At 34.6% G+C, this 16,808-nt stretch carries 14 protein-coding genes; 8 read left to right on the forward strand and 6 right to left on the reverse strand.

All coding sequences use genetic code 11. The annotated features are described in order from the left end of the window. Nucleotides 1-158 precede the first annotated feature (158 nt). Nucleotides 159-1,280 (reverse strand): asparaginase, encoded by a 1,122-nt coding sequence (locus H3R28_RS04060; protein WP_230873404.1) that lies wholly within the window; start codon nt 1,278-1,280, stop codon nt 159-161. Between the two features lie 142 nt (nt 1,281-1,422). Here H3R28_RS04060 and H3R28_RS04065 point away from each other — a divergent pair, with 142 nt between their 5' ends. Then, nucleotides 1,423-3,135, forward strand: a complete 1,713-nt coding sequence (locus H3R28_RS04065) for a hypothetical protein (RefSeq protein ID WP_198209689.1) — start codon at nt 1,423-1,425, stop codon at nt 3,133-3,135. 244 nt (nt 3,136-3,379) lie between these two features. On the opposite strand, the gene H3R28_RS04070 is transcribed toward H3R28_RS04065, so the two are convergent. Next, the gene (locus H3R28_RS04070) at nt 3,380-3,865 is read right to left on the reverse strand and encodes an ecotin (RefSeq protein ID WP_198209691.1); all 486 of its coding nucleotides are present in this window, start codon (nt 3,863-3,865) and stop codon (nt 3,380-3,382) included. A 184-nt stretch (nt 3,866-4,049) separates the two neighbouring features. Between H3R28_RS04070 and grxB the strand changes: the two genes are divergently transcribed. Beyond that, nucleotides 4,050-4,700 carry a glutaredoxin 2 gene (gene grxB, locus H3R28_RS04075; RefSeq protein ID WP_122123307.1) on the forward strand — a complete coding sequence of 217 codons (651 nt, stop codon included), beginning with the start codon at nt 4,050-4,052 and terminating at the stop codon, nt 4,698-4,700. Between the two features lie 7 nt (nt 4,701-4,707). Here grxB and cysG read toward each other — a convergent pair whose 3' ends face one another. After that, nucleotides 4,708-6,099 (reverse strand): siroheme synthase CysG, encoded by a 1,392-nt coding sequence (cysG, locus tag H3R28_RS04080; protein WP_232351217.1) that lies wholly within the window; start codon nt 6,097-6,099, stop codon nt 4,708-4,710. A gap of 444 nt (nt 6,100-6,543) precedes the next feature. On the opposite strand from cysG, the gene H3R28_RS04085 reads away from it, so the two are divergent. Further along, entirely contained in the window at nt 6,544-8,118 is a 1,575-nt protein-coding gene (locus tag H3R28_RS04085; RefSeq protein WP_370552824.1) for an inorganic phosphate transporter, read from the forward strand. Nucleotides 8,119-8,454: 336 nt separating this feature from the next. On the opposite strand, the gene H3R28_RS04090 is transcribed toward H3R28_RS04085, so the two are convergent. Further along, nucleotides 8,455-9,036 carry a YqgE/AlgH family protein gene (locus tag H3R28_RS04090; protein WP_198209695.1) on the reverse strand — a complete coding sequence of 194 codons (582 nt, stop codon included), beginning with the start codon at nt 9,034-9,036 and terminating at the stop codon, nt 8,455-8,457. Nucleotides 9,037-9,223: 187 nt separating this feature from the next. Here H3R28_RS04090 and H3R28_RS04095 point away from each other — a divergent pair, with 187 nt between their 5' ends. Genes H3R28_RS04095 through H3R28_RS04105 form a run of 3 tightly spaced genes read left to right on the forward strand, consistent with a single transcriptional unit; the run spans nt 9,224 to nt 11,481 of the window. Beyond that, the gene (locus tag H3R28_RS04095) at nt 9,224-9,979 is read left to right on the forward strand and encodes an SDR family NAD(P)-dependent oxidoreductase (protein ID WP_122124253.1); all 756 of its coding nucleotides are present in this window, start codon (nt 9,224-9,226) and stop codon (nt 9,977-9,979) included. 41 nt (nt 9,980-10,020) lie between these two features. Continuing rightward, nucleotides 10,021-11,004: a PPK2 family polyphosphate kinase gene (locus tag H3R28_RS04100; RefSeq protein WP_155567875.1), complete on the forward strand. Its 984-nt coding sequence runs from the start codon at nt 10,021-10,023 to the stop codon at nt 11,002-11,004. 6 nt (nt 11,005-11,010) lie between these two features. Next, complete coding sequence (locus H3R28_RS04105) at nt 11,011-11,481, forward strand: DUF3465 domain-containing protein (RefSeq protein ID WP_198209697.1); 471 nt, start codon at nt 11,011-11,013, stop codon at nt 11,479-11,481. Nucleotides 11,482-11,559: 78 nt separating this feature from the next. Here the strand turns inward: H3R28_RS04105 and clpA are convergent, their stop codons facing one another. Beyond that, a complete protein-coding gene (gene clpA / locus H3R28_RS04110; RefSeq protein ID WP_198210043.1) occupies nt 11,560-13,887 on the reverse strand; it encodes an ATP-dependent Clp protease ATP-binding subunit ClpA in 2,328 nt (775 codons plus the stop codon). A gap of 123 nt (nt 13,888-14,010) precedes the next feature. Then, on the reverse strand, nt 14,011-14,331 hold the full coding sequence (gene clpS, locus H3R28_RS04115; RefSeq protein WP_196424101.1) for an ATP-dependent Clp protease adapter ClpS: 321 nt from the start codon (nt 14,329-14,331) through the stop codon (nt 14,011-14,013). Nucleotides 14,332-14,863: 532 nt separating this feature from the next. Between clpS and H3R28_RS04120 the strand changes: the two genes are divergently transcribed. Then, a complete protein-coding gene (locus H3R28_RS04120; RefSeq protein ID WP_231504074.1) occupies nt 14,864-15,820 on the forward strand; it encodes a D-alanyl-D-alanine carboxypeptidase family protein in 957 nt (318 codons plus the stop codon). A 107-nt stretch (nt 15,821-15,927) separates the two neighbouring features. After that, a complete protein-coding gene (gene map / locus H3R28_RS04125) occupies nt 15,928-16,716 on the forward strand; it encodes a type I methionyl aminopeptidase (RefSeq protein ID WP_162988552.1) in 789 nt (262 codons plus the stop codon). Nucleotides 16,717-16,808: the final 92 nt, after the last annotated feature.

Below are 16,808 nucleotides of genomic sequence, written 5' to 3' on the forward strand. Positions count from 1 at the left end.
ACTCCACATTTGGGTTTTAATAAAAATTATTCTAAATGAAGGTTTAGGATAAGCGTAATCTTGTTCTGATTTCAAGCTTGTAAAAAAATTAAAGCTTACGAATCAAATTGTGAAAATTAGGATGCCATATTTATAATAATAATGGCATTTATTTTAAATCAGTTCATTTCATAAAAAAGTTGTTGAATAGTATCTAATTCATTAATCTTGTTTGCCAAGATAAGTTGTAACAAAATTCTGGCTTTTTGCGGGTTTAAATCAGCTGCGGCTATAAATTTGTTGGCATCATCATTAACTTCAACATTGCGATTGACAAATCCGCTTCCCGTTCTGCTGGATCGAACAACAATAACACCCTTGCTGGCGACCTTTTGCAATGCTTGTATTGCTTGGGTTGATGTATTTCCATCACCAACGCCAGCAAGGATTATGCCTTTTGCACCTCTTTTGACCGCATCATGAATAAGATCTCCATCCATCTGGATATGAGAATAAATAATTTCAACACGCGGAAAAGGAGCTTTTTTAGGAATGGCGTAAATATGTTTTCTTGCATTACTGGACGTACGGTAAAAATATACATGATCATTATTGATAATGCCGATTGGCCCTGTATTGGGGGATTGAAAAGTTTGGAGGCTGGTTGTATGGTTTTTTTGAACAGAATGTGCATCATAAATCATGTCATTCATTACAATCATGACAGGTTGGTGATAAGCCTCGGGGCGTGTAGCCAATTTAACAGCATTGACAAGATTGGATGCACCATCTGAACTGATAAAATTGGTCGGGCGCATTGCACCCGTCAAAATAATTGGTTTTTTCGAATTTATAAGTTTATCAAGAAAAAACGCGGTTTCTTCCATGGTATCAGTGCCGTGGGTAATGACAATTCCTGATATTGAAGGATTATTTTCAGCAGCCTGAACTTTTTTGGCCAATTTTAATAAAATTGTATCAGACATATCCTGAGAACCGATTTGCGCCACGGGATCAACATGAATTTTTGCCATGTTTTGTAAATCAGGTATGGAAGCGACAAGATCTTCTCCTTTGGTGTTACCTGCTTTATATTCGAGCTTGTCTGTTGTTGCTGATCCTGCGATGGTTCCTCCGGTAGTTAGTACAAGAACCTGTTTTTTTTCAGGCCTGATAACACGATCTATATCATTCATCGGTTTATCTTTCTCAGTTTTTGCATAAGAAGGGGAAAGTAAAATCAGACTTAATCCCACGGGGATAATTAAAAACTGAAAGAGGGGTCTAGGTAAAATATTCATTATATCAGAATTAATTTTATATAATTTAATTATATTGATTGATCCAGGTTACTACCCTACCCATATTCAATATACTATTTTTCTATTAATTAAAAATATTATTGTTAATATGCTCTAATAAAGCGACAAGGTACAGGTTAAAATGGTTTTGAGTGTGTTCAAAAAAGGCTGTAAACGGTTCATGATGCCTTATTTTTCACAGTGGAAGATGACAATTTTACCTGTTTTGCAAAAGGGATATAAAATAGATTTTATACAGGTAACTGAAAATTGTGACATGACCTGTTTAATTGATCTATCTTACGCCCTGCATCCACAATCATTCATTAATACGATAGAATTTGAATGTGGAGATCCTACGATAATTCTGAATGAATTCTTGATTTCAAAACGTAAATTTTCAGTCAATATTTCCGGAGGAAAAATAAATACGAAATCGACGATTGCATTTAAAATCATTACTGATACAGGATTAGAGCAAATTTTTACGGTTTTACTGGATGTTATTGGTCAAAATAAAACAGTTTATAATCAAAGGCATGGTTTAAGAAAACCTGAATTATGGGTTATTAACAGCAATCCAGATCAATATTATAAGCAGGAATTTGGATTGTCCTGGATTGAAGGTGATTTATTATTAAATCTTAAAACATACAATCTCTGGCAATATGATCCTAAAATTAATTCAAAATGGTTCAAGATTTTTACAATGCAGGGGGTCGTTAAGCCGGTTCCAATTGAATATAACCTTTTAGATAAATCTTATCTATCGCAAATTGAAAAATCATCAAGACCTGATATAAAAAGGAATTCATTGTGTAATGAGAATATTGATGTCAAGTCTATTCATACAGATGCATTTATATCTGGGAATCCTATAGGAAAAGGGATTTCTGTCGTTACAGAAGGAATGATTGCCGGACAAAGTCTTTATATTGGAACAGCAAGAATAAAACCTAAAAATATTTATCTTGGTTGTAATGGGGTTGTTTCGACTAAACATCTTTCAGCAGATTTTTTGCAACTCGCATTCTTTTCCATTAAAGAACTACCAAATTATGTTCCAATAGGCACATTAATATTATGCCATGATTATCCAGGTTATTCTTCACCAGTTTTACTTTGCTCCATCAAGGATAAACCGAAAAATTCTGGGGAATGGAATATTGTTAATGATAAAGTCTTGGTAAAAAATAACATATCGGGAAAACCGGATTTAACTGTAGTTTCTTCCAATTTATCATTATTGGATGATGATAATATTGTAGAGATAAGACCCTCGGTCACAAATATTTCAAATCGGACTGTTAAGCCTGTTCCATCAGAAAAATCTTTTTCTGCAAATGATCACCATTATATAAGGTTGTCATCCAAAGATTCAATCATACCGCATTCAAAGAAAATAGAAAATTCATGGACTAAACTTAAACTGGATAAAATATCCCCTGTTCAAAACATTTCAGATGAATGGCAAAATAAAAATGAATTATGGCGGATTCCCGCAACGGGCTTGTTACAAATAAATGGCTCATTCATATTCAAGGAAGAAAATATGGATTTGTCAGGACCAATCTCTTTTCATGGTGGCGATCAATTGGTTTTAAAAATTGTTAAAACCGATAAAACAATTCGGTTTCAACCTGTTAATCAAATTGAATTTCCCCTGATTCCTTATATCAATGATGTGATGAATACAATTTGTGCCAGTCCAAAATTAACTTTTTCTAATGCGATTCCTGTAACAAAAGGAGATCAAATAAGTTTTGAAACGGTTTATTTGCATCAGCCTGATACCTTGAAAAACAATCTGGACCTGAAAATTAGTAAAGCTGTTTTCGAGATATATATTTTATAAGTAATTTTATCAGGTTCAAAGTGAAAAATAGTTGAATAACCATATGATTCTATAGCCTGAAACATATACTCATCGATAAATCCAAATTTGTTTGTAAAATATATGACATTATGACCAAAGCATATAAATCTTATAAATCAATGGGAAGTTATTTAAATAAATATTCAGTTTTGCTGAGGTAGATGAACCAAAAAATTTTGTTTCAATCTTATCTTTGTTGTTTCTATGAAGTTATGCCGCAAATTTATTTATTTCTAGCTTGATGCATTGGAGAAGATGTCCAAATCCGATAAGCAAGAGTTATATCGTCCGGCACATAAACAACGAGGGGTAGTTTACTATTGTAGTTTATAAAGGTTAAATTGGTCGTAATTGAAACCTGCTTCTCTTGTTTAATGATCTGTGGACAGGCCATCAGGGTGGAAGCCGGTTTGCTGATTTTGTCTAATCTGTAAAAATCATATCCCCATCCTTGAATTGTTTGTGTTGTCATATGACCGTGGATTATGACCGTGTTACAGTCTGATTTAATTTTTTTCTGGGGAATCAATTCAACACGTGCATTGTATTCATTGGAAAGGGGTGGTAGTTGAATTACGATTCTTTGATATCCTTTTTCTGCTTTAGGCCATATGGATAGTTGATTTTTACCAAGACTAGCAGAAGCATGATATATTGGTATTAAATAACACATGGATAAAAGAAGAAGAAATTGTTTTCGAATTAACATTTTTATTTCCTAAATGATAATTTTAGTTTTTAATTATAAGTTATGATAGTAAAATTATTCAACAAGACCTTGTAATTTTATTTTCAAATATAATTTTTAATGAAAGTAAAAGGGATTTAAATATATTAATTTAAATTTTGACAATTTGCAGGGTTGATCATTTGAGGGGTGTTGTTTAATTGCTATGAAACTTTATATTTACGAACATTGTCCTTTTTGTGTCATGACAAAAATGATTTTTGTTTTGAAAAATTATCCCGTCGAAATATCATATTTACTATATGATGACATTCATGGTCCCATGCAAATGGTAGGGCGTAAACAGTTGCCTATATTGGAATATCAGCAAAATCGCTTTATGCCGGAAAGTCGTGATATTATTAACTATATTGATACAACTATAGATAAGCCAAAGATTACGTTGCCTGATAATGAAGAAATTATGGAATGGATCAGTCATGTTCAACGTTTTATTTATCGCTTGACCTATCCTCGTTGGGTAAATGCACCGTTTCCTGAATTTTCCACAGAAGAGGCAAAGAAATATTACCGTAAAAAAAAGGATCCCTCTGGCGGGGGATTTGTTTCTGATCTGGCCGATCCGAGCTTGATCCAGAGAACTCAAAAGGCGATTGACTGTCTGGAACCCTTAATGAAAAATTATCCTTTGTTGGATTTGAAACGGCAGCTATCTTGGAACGACTTTTCACTTTACAGTATGCTTCACTCGCTATCGATTATCAAGGGGATTACCTATGGCGTCAATGTTGATCGATGGCGCAAGAAAGTTTCTGAAACATGTTCCATTCCCTTGAACGACGCTTTTGCAAACTGAATGTGTTTTATGTAACTCTGTGATGAATGACTTGACCGATTATTATTAAAACGGGACTACCTATTTTTTTTTGCATAACCAAATCAGGTAAGGTTTTTAAATTTCCGATAATTACCTGCTGATCGTGAAAGGTACCTTTTTCAATCGCAGCAGCAGGCCATGTTTGTTCCAATCCCTTATCAATTAGTGTTTTACATAAAAGAGGTAAAGAAGAAAGTCCCATATAAATGACCAAGGTTTGGTCTTTAAATATCATGTTCTCCCACGGTAAGTTAAGTTGATCTGTTTTCTTGGTATGACCTGTTAAAAATAAGCAGGCTTGTGCACATTCACGATGTGTTAGGGGAATTCCGGCATATGCCGCACAACCATTAGAAGCGGAGATGCCGGGTATAATTTTAAATGGAATTCCAGCATGCATTAATGCCTCGGCCTCTTCCCCACCGCGGCCAAATATAAAAGGATCACCACCTTTCAATCGTAAAACACGTTTGCCTTGTCGTGCATATTTGATTAGTGAATCATTTATTTCTTCTTGTTTTAAAGTATGGTGATTTTTTTGTTTTCCTACAAAAAATAATAATGCATCACGACGTATGTAATCTAGGATTTTGGGTGATAATAAATTATCATATAAAATGACATCAGCATTTTGCAGGTGATGAAGTGCTTTTATGGTTAGTAAATCCGGATCACCCGGTCCTGCCCCAACCAGCCATACCTCACCTTTATTTAAAAAAGGTTTTTTTGCAATATTCTTGAGAAAATCAAATGCTTGTTTTTCTTTTTGTTGGCTAATAAGGGAAGTGCCATAGCCATCAATGAATCTTTCCCATAACCGTTGTCGTTCTTGATGGGTTGATAATATTTCCTTGGCCCAATTCCTGTGTTTTCCGATGAATGAAGCTAATGGACCGATGACTTGTCCGAGTAGAGGTTCAATTTTTTGACGTATTCGCCGTCCCAATACAGGAGCGGAACCTCCTGTGGAGATGGCGATCTGCACGGGATCACGATCAATAATCGAAGGGGTGATAAAGGTAGATAATTCCGCATTATCAACAGTGCAGACAGGAATATTTAATTTTTTTGCCCATAGGGAAATATGAGTATTATAATCATGATCATCAGTCGTGATAAAAATTAAGGTAGCGTCTTTCGCATTTTGAATAAAATCATTTTCGTTTAGTAAAGGGGAACAAAATTTAATCAGTTTTTCTTTTTCATAGGTTTGCAATTCTTTATTAAAGGTTTGCGCATAAACTTCAATTTGTACATTTTTCCTTAATAAAAGCCTGATTTTACGTGCCGCAATTTTACCCCCGCCAATTATCACTATTCGCGTTCCATCTATACGCAAAGTTATTGGAAAATAAGAGGGAACTTCCGAATTTATCAAATTGTCATTCATGGATAATAGAGAGTAAATAGAGTTTCAACTGAAGAAATTTATCTGACAAAAAGCCTCATATTTATTTAAACAAATAATTTGTAAAAATAAAGAGAAAACAGAAAAAACACGTAAGAAAATAGTTCTTAATTGTTCGGGGTGTATCTTTGCGATGACGGATATGATTTTTTTTATTCATAAATGTGAAAGATATAAATCTCATATCTTGAGAAGCATATTTTTCTTTTGTAAAAAAAGATTGATGATGATAAATATGAAAACATTATAAATTAAGGTTTGGATGACTATATGAAGACCTATGATAAAGGGGTCAGGCCATTGTAAACAATTAATCTATCCGTAAACAATTCTATCCAACTAAATTGTAGCGTTTCTGAAATAAAGTTAATTTTATGATCAATTTGATGATGCAAGAAACGGATTTTGTCTATAGTGAAAAAAGCCTTGAATATGATCCTACCTAATAATCCACGTTTCAACAAGATCGCTTTTATCTTGGTTTTATTGGGTAGCATAATCTATATTATCCTTCATTTGCGTGAAGACATAATAGGCGTTACCAATCCATCTTTTCTGGCATTTGTATTATTGGCTCTGGCTCTTGTTATTGCTTTGGGTTTTGAATTCATAAATGGTTTTCATGACACGGCCAATGCTGTTGCAACTGTAATTTACAGCAATTCCTTGCCGCCAATTGTAGCTGTTGTCTGGTCAGGTTTATGGAATTTCCTGGGTGTTTTGTGTTCAAGCGGCGCTGTTGCTTTTACAATAGTTTCTCTTTTACCTGTTGAATTAGTTCTCAAGGTTGGAAGTGAAGCTGGATTTTCAATGGTTTTTGCATTACTTCTGGCTGCAGTGATCTGGAATCTGGTAACCTGGTTTTTCGGGATTCCGAATTCTTCATCTCATACTTTAATTGGTTCGATTTTGGGCGTTGGTCTAATGAATCAGTTGCTTATGGGAAATAACAGGGCAAGTGGTGTTGACTGGGGACAGGCTTTACAGGTTTTCAAGGCCCTTGTATTCAGTCCTTTGGCAGGATTTACAATTGCATTACTGGGAATGTTTCTGTTGAAGAATTTTTTGCCCATCACCTCTTTTTACAAAGTACCTGAAGCAGGAAAGACACCTCCTTGGCCGATCCGTTTATTATTGATTCTTACATGTACCGGTGTAAGCTTTAGTCATGGTTCAAATGATGGGCAAAAGGGTATGGGATTAATCATGCTTATTTTGATAGGAACCGTACCAACCGCATATGCGTTGAATAATGCGGTTTCATCAAAACAAGTCGAGAATTTCATGAATAAAGCGGTAGTTATTGATCAAGTTCTCATGAAATATAATAATAATCCTGATTTACCTACAATTGGTCAAAGTCGTCAAATTCTGACAAAAACAATTCAGTCCAGTAAAATTTTTCCCGAAACTATTCCTGCTATTCGTATGATGTTACAATCCATTCAGCATGATGTAAATAACAAGGAAACTTTTAAGCAAGTCCCTGTTGAATATCAGGCCAATTTAAGAAACGATTTGTATTTGGTTGAACAGAATCTGGTGCATTTTACCAAGGTATCTCCCTTGACATCTTCTCAAAAGGATTTATTTGAAAAATTCGAGAAAGAGATTGTCACGGCAATACAATTCATTCCTCCGTGGGTCAAGGCTGTAATTGCAATTGCCCTAGGTTTGGGAACAATGGTTGGATGGAAAAGAGTGGTTGTTACAGTAGGCAGAAAAATTGGTAAAAATGAAATGAGCTATGGTCAAGGTGCGGTTGCTGAAACTGTCGCAATGACAATGATACAAATGGGAAATCAGTTTCATATGCCTATTAGCACCACTCATGTCGTGACTTCTGCGGTGGCAGGAACTGCACTGGCCAATGGTGATGGTATTCAATGGAGAACAATACGTAATATGGCAATGGCGTGGATTTTAACCTTGCCTGTTTCAATTATGTTATCTGCAGTTCTATTTTGGATATTTTTAAAATTATTTTAGTTTGGAATTTATGTTCAATAAACGAATAAAATTTTTGTGTAAAATGTCTATCCACTACTTGAAATAAATAAAAAATCTGTAAATAATTTGGTAAAATTACATATCGTTTTTCTATATTTGTATATAGAAAAACGTAAAGATAAAAATCTGTTTATTGTATGTTTTTATTTCATTCAATAACAAACTGTAAGAGCTAACAAATGTATCATTAAATAATCAAATTTGTTTTGTCATATTAGAAAAAAAATCAGAACATGCTTTGTTAAAGTTGAGCTGGCTATTCAGGAAACGGAAACGATTAAATATTTGAGTTATTTTTTTATGTATCAAACTAAATCACGCTTCTCCGGAATATAAAGATATTTTTCTTGGATTTGTTAGAATGGATTTATAGCAGTCTGACCATTTATTCTTGAAATTTTTGTTGTATAAAATGCTTTCCTGACAGGGAGCAACATACCAAAGATTATTATTAAGTTCCTCTTCCAGCTGTCCTGGTGACCAATTGGCATGACCAAGGGCTAGTAACGCTTTTGAAGGACCATGCCCTTCTGATAAATCATGTAAGATATCCAGGCTTGTACTCAATTTGATTTGTTTTGTTACATAGACTGATTCCTTACCTTTCCAGTCATTTGTGTGCAGAACCAGACCATGGGCATTTTCAATTGGACCACCCGCTGTAATGGAAAAATTATTTGATGTTGGCATCGTTTTAATTCCAAGCTGATTTAGCAATTCTTTTGGAGTTGGTTTGGCAATATGACGGTTAATGACAATGCCCATTGTACCTTCCTTCGGAGAATATGCACAAATAAAAACAACCGTCTGTGCAAATGCGGGTGAGGTTGTAAAAGGACTTGACATTAGAAAACAGCCTGCCAATCCTTTGGTAAGATCAAGGAAAGAATGTGTCATTTTTCAAAGAAACCAAATATAATAATTTATTTAAAATGAGATGATTCAAATTAAACTATACTATCAGATTTAATGAAATGTAAATGAACAGCTTTTAATGGTCCGTTTCAAAAAAATAATTTATAATTGCGGTGATGTAATTATTATAATTTACTTAGTTTTTTTAATAGTTAGGGGAACGAAAATCATGAGGGGAACGGTACTGGTCACAGGTGCATCGGCTGGATTTGGAATGGCAATAGCCGAAGTATTGGTGCAGGAAGGTTATCAGGTTGTTGCAGCAGCACGTAGGATGAATAAACTGGAATCCCTATCAAGCAAACATCCTGGAAAAATTTTTCCACTTGAAATGGATATGACCAAATCAGAATTGTTTTTGCGTCAATTAGGTAGTTTACCAGCCAAATTTCAGAATATTGATGTTTTGGTCAATAATGCAGGATTGGCACTTGGCGTGGAGCCAATTCCCAATATTGATTTAAAGGATTGGGATCGGATGGTTCAAACAAATATTATTGGATTAATTCATTTGACTCAGTTGGTTATTAGTGGAATGCTTGAAAGAAAGAGGGGACATATTATTTCCTTGGGCAGTATTGCAGGTACGTATCCATATCGTGGTGGGAATGTTTATGGTGCGACAAAGGCATTTGTTAAACAGTTTATGTTAAATCTTAAAACTGATCTGGTTGGCACTGCATTGAAGGTAACAAATATTGAACCGGGTCTTTGTGGTGGAACCGAATTTAGCGAGGTAAGACTAAAAGATTCTGCTAAAGGTAAAGAAGTTTACAAAGGTACAATTCCCTTAACAGCTATGGATATTGCTGAAACGGTACGTTGGATTTTAAGTCTTCCCTCTCATGTCAATGTTAATCGAATTGAACTTATGCCTGTTTGCCAAGCGCCGGGTGGGGTTGCAGTAGTAAAAACAGGAAATTGATATATCGTAATAATTTATCGTTAACATTAAAGGAGCTTTAAATGTCGGATCAATCAATACGTGAGTTGTTAAGAACAAAATATCGTGTAGAGGATGGAAAAAAATTTCTTATAACGGATTATAATGCGGATGATACTGCCGGATTATCCCTATCTCCCAAAGAAGCAAAAAAAGTGCTGAAGAAACGTATTAAACGGTTAAGCTATTTACAAGAGCTGTTATTTGCGAATGGACATTCAGCTTTATTGGTTGCTTTGCAGGGTATGGATACTTCTGGTAAGGACGGCACGATTAAACATGTCACTTCTGGAATAAATCCGCAGGGCATTACGATAACTTCATTTAAGCAGCCTGGTCCTGTAGAATTGATGCATGATTATTTATGGCGTATTCATATGGCCGTTCCTTCCAGAGGAAAGATTACGATTTTTAATCGAAGTCATTATGAGGAAGTGCTTGTTACCAAGGTTCATCCTTCTATTTTGGCCAATCAAAAACTACCGTTGCGGGTACTTAACAATAAAAATTTCTGGTCTGACCGTTATGAAGATATTCGTAATTTCGAAAAATATATTTATCGACAAGGTATTGGAATAGTTAAATGTTTTTTAAATATATCCAAAGAGGAACAGCGCAAGCGTTTATTGGCACGTTTGGAAAATAAAGAAAAACAATGGAAATTTTCCCCCAATGATCCAAAAGAGCGTCAATTTTGGGAAGAATATCAAGGTGCATATCAAGAGGTTATTGTGCAGACAGCGGCACCAAACGCCCCCTGGTTTGTGATTCCTGCCAACAACAAATGGTTTGCACGTTTGGTTGTTGCGGAAATCATGATTGATGAATTGGAAAAACTTCATATTCCAGAACCCAAGCCAAGTCAAGAAGTTCTGGAATCTTTAAATTCACTGAAAGCTGAATTAGGAGGTAAATTTTCTGATAATAAAGTAGGAAAAAAAATCAAAAAGAATAATAAAATCGGTAAAGATAAAAAAATAAAAAATCTAAATAAGTCTAAGGAATAATCTTCAATGATTATTGAAACTCGTTTTTTTTCTTGGCTGTTCATATTGTCCAGCCTCTTTTTTTACTCTTTTCAAAGTCTGGCACAACCTGCTTCTGATAAATGTGATAATGAAAATTTTTTACATATTCAACAAGAGTATGAAAATAATATTGAACATTTAACTTTCAAGGATGTTCCTGTTCATCTTTGTGGTAAGGTGATCACAGTAAGTGATGTACGTTATACCAGAATTGGCTTACATGGCTATTTTTATCTTTATGTCGGGAAAGGTGTATCCATTCGAATTGTGAATAATCTCGATGAAATGAAAGCTCCAACCTGGCCTTGGGTAAAAAGAGGGGACTATGCTGAAGTTGTCGGGCGATATTATTATGATAGTCCAAGACATCAGGGAGTTGATTGGACGCATAAGGGAGCAAGCAGAAAATGGCCCTATCCAGGTTATGTAATTATAAATGGTATAAAATATTATTAATTCAATTAGAATTTTAAATATAATAATAAGATTATGCGTTTTGAAACATCATTTTTTTGATGATAAAGTAAAATTTATTTAAACCAGCTCATTTTTTCTTGATAGAATTGAATTTATTTTTTTTAAGCAATTAAGGGATATTTTATTATTTTTTACTACTACATGAACTTTGCCACCTTTTGTTAATGTACCAAACAATATTTCATTAGAGAGGGGTTTGTTAATAAAGTCCTGAATAATACGATGCATAGGACGTGCTCCATACAATGGATCATATCCATTTTCAACCAGCCAATCCTTTGCCGATTTGGAAATTTCTATAATAATGTTTTTATTTGATAATCTAGTGTTTAGTTCATTAATGAATTTATCAACAATTTGAGCAACGATTGGTTTTGATAAAGGTCTAAAATTAATAATCGCATCGAGACGATTTCTGAATTCTGGTGAGAATTTTTCGTTTATGGCCTCGTTTGCATATCCAGCTTGATGATTTTTTACAAAACCAATTGCTGAACGAGTAAATTCTGTTGCCCCTGTATTGGTGGTCATAATAAGGATAATATTTCGAAAATTAATTTCCTTACCATTATGATCTGTTAAAATACCATGATCCATTACCTGTAAAAGAATATTATGTAAATCAGGATGAGCTTTTTCAATTTCATCAAGAAGAAGAATGGCATAGGGATTCTGGTCAATTATATCTGTCAACAATCCGCCCTGATCAAAACCGATATAACCGGGTGGTGCACCAATCATTCTTGAAACAGAGTGTTTTTCCATATATTCAGACATGTCGTATCGGATGAGCTTGATGCCAAGATGAATTGAAAGTTGTCGAGCGATTTCTGTTTTTCCAACGCCTGTTGGTCCTGCAAAGAGGTAGTTACCTATTGGTTTTCTTTCGGAACGCAACCCGGCACGGGAAATTCTTATGGCTGAAGCTAATGTCTCAATTGCTTGATCCTGCCCAAAAATAACTTTTTTCAGTTTATTATCAATTTGAGAGAGAACCTTTTTATCATTGGTTGAAACAGTATTTTCAGGAATGCGGGCGATATTAGCAATTGTTTTTTCAATGTCATTGACTGTAATCGTTTTTTTGCGTTTTTTGGCAGGGGAAATGGCCTGTATAGCACCAACCTCATCAATTATGTCTAATGCTTTATCCGGAAATTTACGGTCATGTATATATCTGGCAGATAAGGTAACCGCTGTTTCAAGAGCATCATGAGTGTATTTTACATTGTGATATTTTTCATAATTTTTTTTAAGACCTTTTAAGATGTTGATTGTTTCATCTATCGAAGGTTCGGGAATATCGATTTTTTGAAATCTTCTGACTAAGGCATGATCTTTTTCAATATATTGCCGATATTCCTTATAGGTAGTTGATCCGATACATCTTAAACTGCCTTCGGCGAGTGCTGGTTTTAAAAGGTTTGATGCATCCATGGATCCGTTTGTAGTGGAACCAGCTCCGACTATTGTATGAATTTCATCAATAAAAAGAATGGCATTTTTTTCTTGTTTAATGAATTGAATGAGGGATTTTAAACGTTCTTCAAAATCACCTCTATATCGTGTACCAGCCAATAAAACTCCCATGTCTAATGCATAAATTATAGAATTATGCAATAACTCAGGTGCTGTCTTGTTTACAATCTGTAAGGCCAGACCTTCTATGATAGCGGTTTTTCCTACACCAGGATTTCCAACCAATAACGGATTGTTTTTTGTTCGACGTGCCAATATTTGGATTGCACGCTGAATTTCATATTGCCTTCCAATCAAGGGATCAATACGGTTTTGATGGGCTTTATCGTTTAGATTAACGCAATAAAGTTGTAAGGGATTGGTATTCTTAGAGTTTGAATTTTCTTTTTCAGTATAGGTAAACAGATCATTCAACTGGTTATCGATATCATTCTGAGGTAAAAAATTTGATCCAAAAAAATGGGTGGATTCTGTATTTTTTGTTATACCATGTGCGATAAAATTCAGAATGTCCAATTTTGACAAATTATGCATTTGTAAAAAGTAAACCGCATGACTTTCCTGCTCAGAAAAAAGAGCAATTAAAACATGCACGGCACTAATTTTTTCACTTGGGTCTGAAGAAAGATGGACAGACGCGTTTTGAATGACCCTTTGAAATGCATGCGTGGGTTTGGGGGATGGTTTTTTTTCAGTTACTAGAATATTCAGGTCATTTTTAATAAATGTGAAGATATCTTGACGTAATTTTTCAAGATTTATCTGACAGGCTTCAAAAATTACAATAGCATCGGGATCGCCTGTCAATGCATAGAGCAAATGTTCAAGCGTCATGTATTCATGTTGAAAATTTAAAGCAAACTCAAAAGCTTGTCGTAAGGAATGTTCTAAGTTATCAGATAACATCATTTAAACTTTCAAACTGTGAAATATCGAAAGAGAAATCCTACATATTCCTTTTATTTATTATATAGTTATTGAAAAGGGTTTATACAGTTAATATTTTGATCAAATCATATTTAATTAAATTTATTCTTTTTCTAATAGGCATTGCAGTGGATATTGATGTTGTTTGGCAAGATTCATAACCTGCATAACTTTTGTTTCAGCAACTTCGTATGTGAATATACCACATATTCCTATTCCATTGTGATGGATTTTTAACATGATTGAAACAGCATTTTCAGTTGTTTTTCTGAATATTGTTTCCAATGTGTAAATGACAAAATTCATGGGAGTGAAATCATCATTGAGCATAAGAACTTTATATAGGGTGGGTTTCTTCAAATTTGTTTTTGTCAGCGTTTTTGTGTTTTTTCTAGAATCATGCTGGTTCTGGTTGGAAGTCATACAATAAAGAGAAAATGATTTACTAAAGGGATTCATTATGATGTATTTGGAGTGCATTTTATAAATTTCATAAAATATTTTGTTAAGGTTCAAATTAAGGAAGAATCTAATTGAATGATTTTGATTTGGACTTGTATGGTTGCAAAATATGGCGTAAATTCAGATGTATATTTTTTATATGAATATAAAGTCCCAAATATATATTCGTAAAGATAGTAGTGCAATTTCTTGTAACGTTTTGTTTAACATGGGGATTTGATTCCAAAAATAAACAAAACAATTTAAGAAGTTAATCATTTTTAAAGGTCAAGTAAACGTTTAATGAAAAAGAAGCTGGAAAATTAAAGTGTCCACTTATTGCAATCATATAAAAAAATTGAAACAGTTAAACTTTACCGTAAGTCTTAAGAAAATTATGAGAAAAACGTCCAGGAATTTTTTCTTAGTTTTTTTTACGGCTGTATATTCCTATACACTATTTTATGCGCATTGTGCGCATGCCCAGTATGTAGGACGAATCAGTTCAATTGTAATGGACGTTAATGGCCGAGTCTTGTCAGAACAAGATGCTGATTTGAAACGGTTTCCAGCCAGTTTGACAAAAATGATGACCTTATATATGGCATTTCGTGCCTTAAATGCCAATGCCATACGATTTGATCAGAGAATTCCTATAACCATTCATGCAGCTTCAATGGAACCTTCCAAATTAGGAGTCCGTCCAGGTTCATATATTACTGTCAGGGAAGCTGTTTTAGGCTTGATTACTAAATCCGCGAATGATGCGGCTAGCGCTCTTGGTGAATTTATTGGAGGTGGAGACGAAGAACGCTTTGCCAAAATGATGACACAACAGGCCAAAGTTTTGGGAATGAATCGGACACGTTTTTATAATGCTTCTGGCCTTCCAAATCCTGGGCAACTAACAACTGCGCGTGATTTGGCAATTTTGGCACAACATTTGATTTCGGATTTTCCTCAATATTATCCTTTGTTCAGAACACCTTACTTTTATTTTCGTGGACGGACAATTCCCAATCACGATCCCCTGTTAAAAGGTTATGCTGGCGCGGATGGGTTAAAAACAGGTTATACAGCTGCGGCAGGGCATAATCTTGTAGGATCAGCCGTTCATGATAATGTTCGTTTGATTGGTGTTGTTATGGGTGCACCAAGTAATGGTTCACGAAATCAATACATGATGAGTGCACTAGATGACGGATTTGCAAAAAGTGGTGTGGCTCCTGTTGCTAGACCGGTTTATCTGGCAAGAACAAATTCCTTGAAAAAACACCCACGTTATAATAAACATCCAAAAGTAATTCTTGTTCGTGCAACCCGTACTACAAGAGGTAAAAAGTCGGTTGAAGTGGCACAGGCCTCGTCACGTACTTCAATTGCAAAAAAACGGGATTCGATTTTTAAGCGTAATATCAAAAAGGCGGCTGTGAGACATCATACCATATCCAGACATAATCGGAAAAAGTAAGACTGGACAGGGATTATAATCCTAGCTAGGTATATAAGAAAAGTTCGTAAATTATACCAAGTTATTTATTATTGGTAATTTGATAAAGTCTTATTGGAGAGTTAGGAATGACAGATCGTCGCATGATGTTTTACACTCAAGAGGATTTTGTTGGGTTAAGAGCTGTGGGACGTTTGGCAGCAGAAACACTTGACATGATTACTCCTCATGTTCAGGAAGGTGTTACAACAGACGAACTTAACCAGATTATTCATGATTATACAATTGATAAAGGTGCCATTCCAGCACCACTTAACTATCGTGGTTTTCCAAAATCTTGTTGTATATCTATCAATCATGTAGTTTGTCACGGTATTCCTGGAGATCGTAAATTAAAAAATGGAGATATTGTTAATATCGATGTTACATCTATTCTTGATGGATGGTTTGGTGACAGTAGCCGTATGTATGTCGTTGGCAAGGCCTCACGCTTGGCACAACGATTGATAGATGTAACCTATGAAAGTCTGAAAAGGGCAATAGATATTGTTAAACCCGGGAACACTTTGGGAGATATAGGTTACGTCATTCAGCAATATGCAGAATCACAGCGTTTTTCTGTTGTACGCGATTTTTGTGGTCATGGAATTGGACGCGTTTTTCATCAAGAACCCAATGTATTGCATTATGGAAAAAAGGGGCAGGGACTTGTGTTAAAACCAGGAATGGTTTTCACTATTGAACCTATGTTAAACGCTGGTAAGGCAGACGTTAAAATTCTTGATGATGACTGGACAGCCGTAACGCGTGATCGATCTCTCAGTGCGCAATTTGAACATATGATGGGAGTAACTGAAGATGGATGTGAAGTATTCACCTATTCACCCAAAGGTTGGAATTGTCCTCCTTATATTTGATGATTTTTATCAAAATGGAAATTAATAAATCAAAATTTGATAAAGAGTTATATAAAATGAATATTTGTTTGAAATTCTAATTTAAGACTAAT

It is taken from the genome of Commensalibacter sp. M0268 (assembly GCF_016101925.1).
In the GTDB taxonomy this organism is placed as follows: domain Bacteria; phylum Pseudomonadota; class Alphaproteobacteria; order Acetobacterales; family Acetobacteraceae; genus Commensalibacter; species Commensalibacter melissae.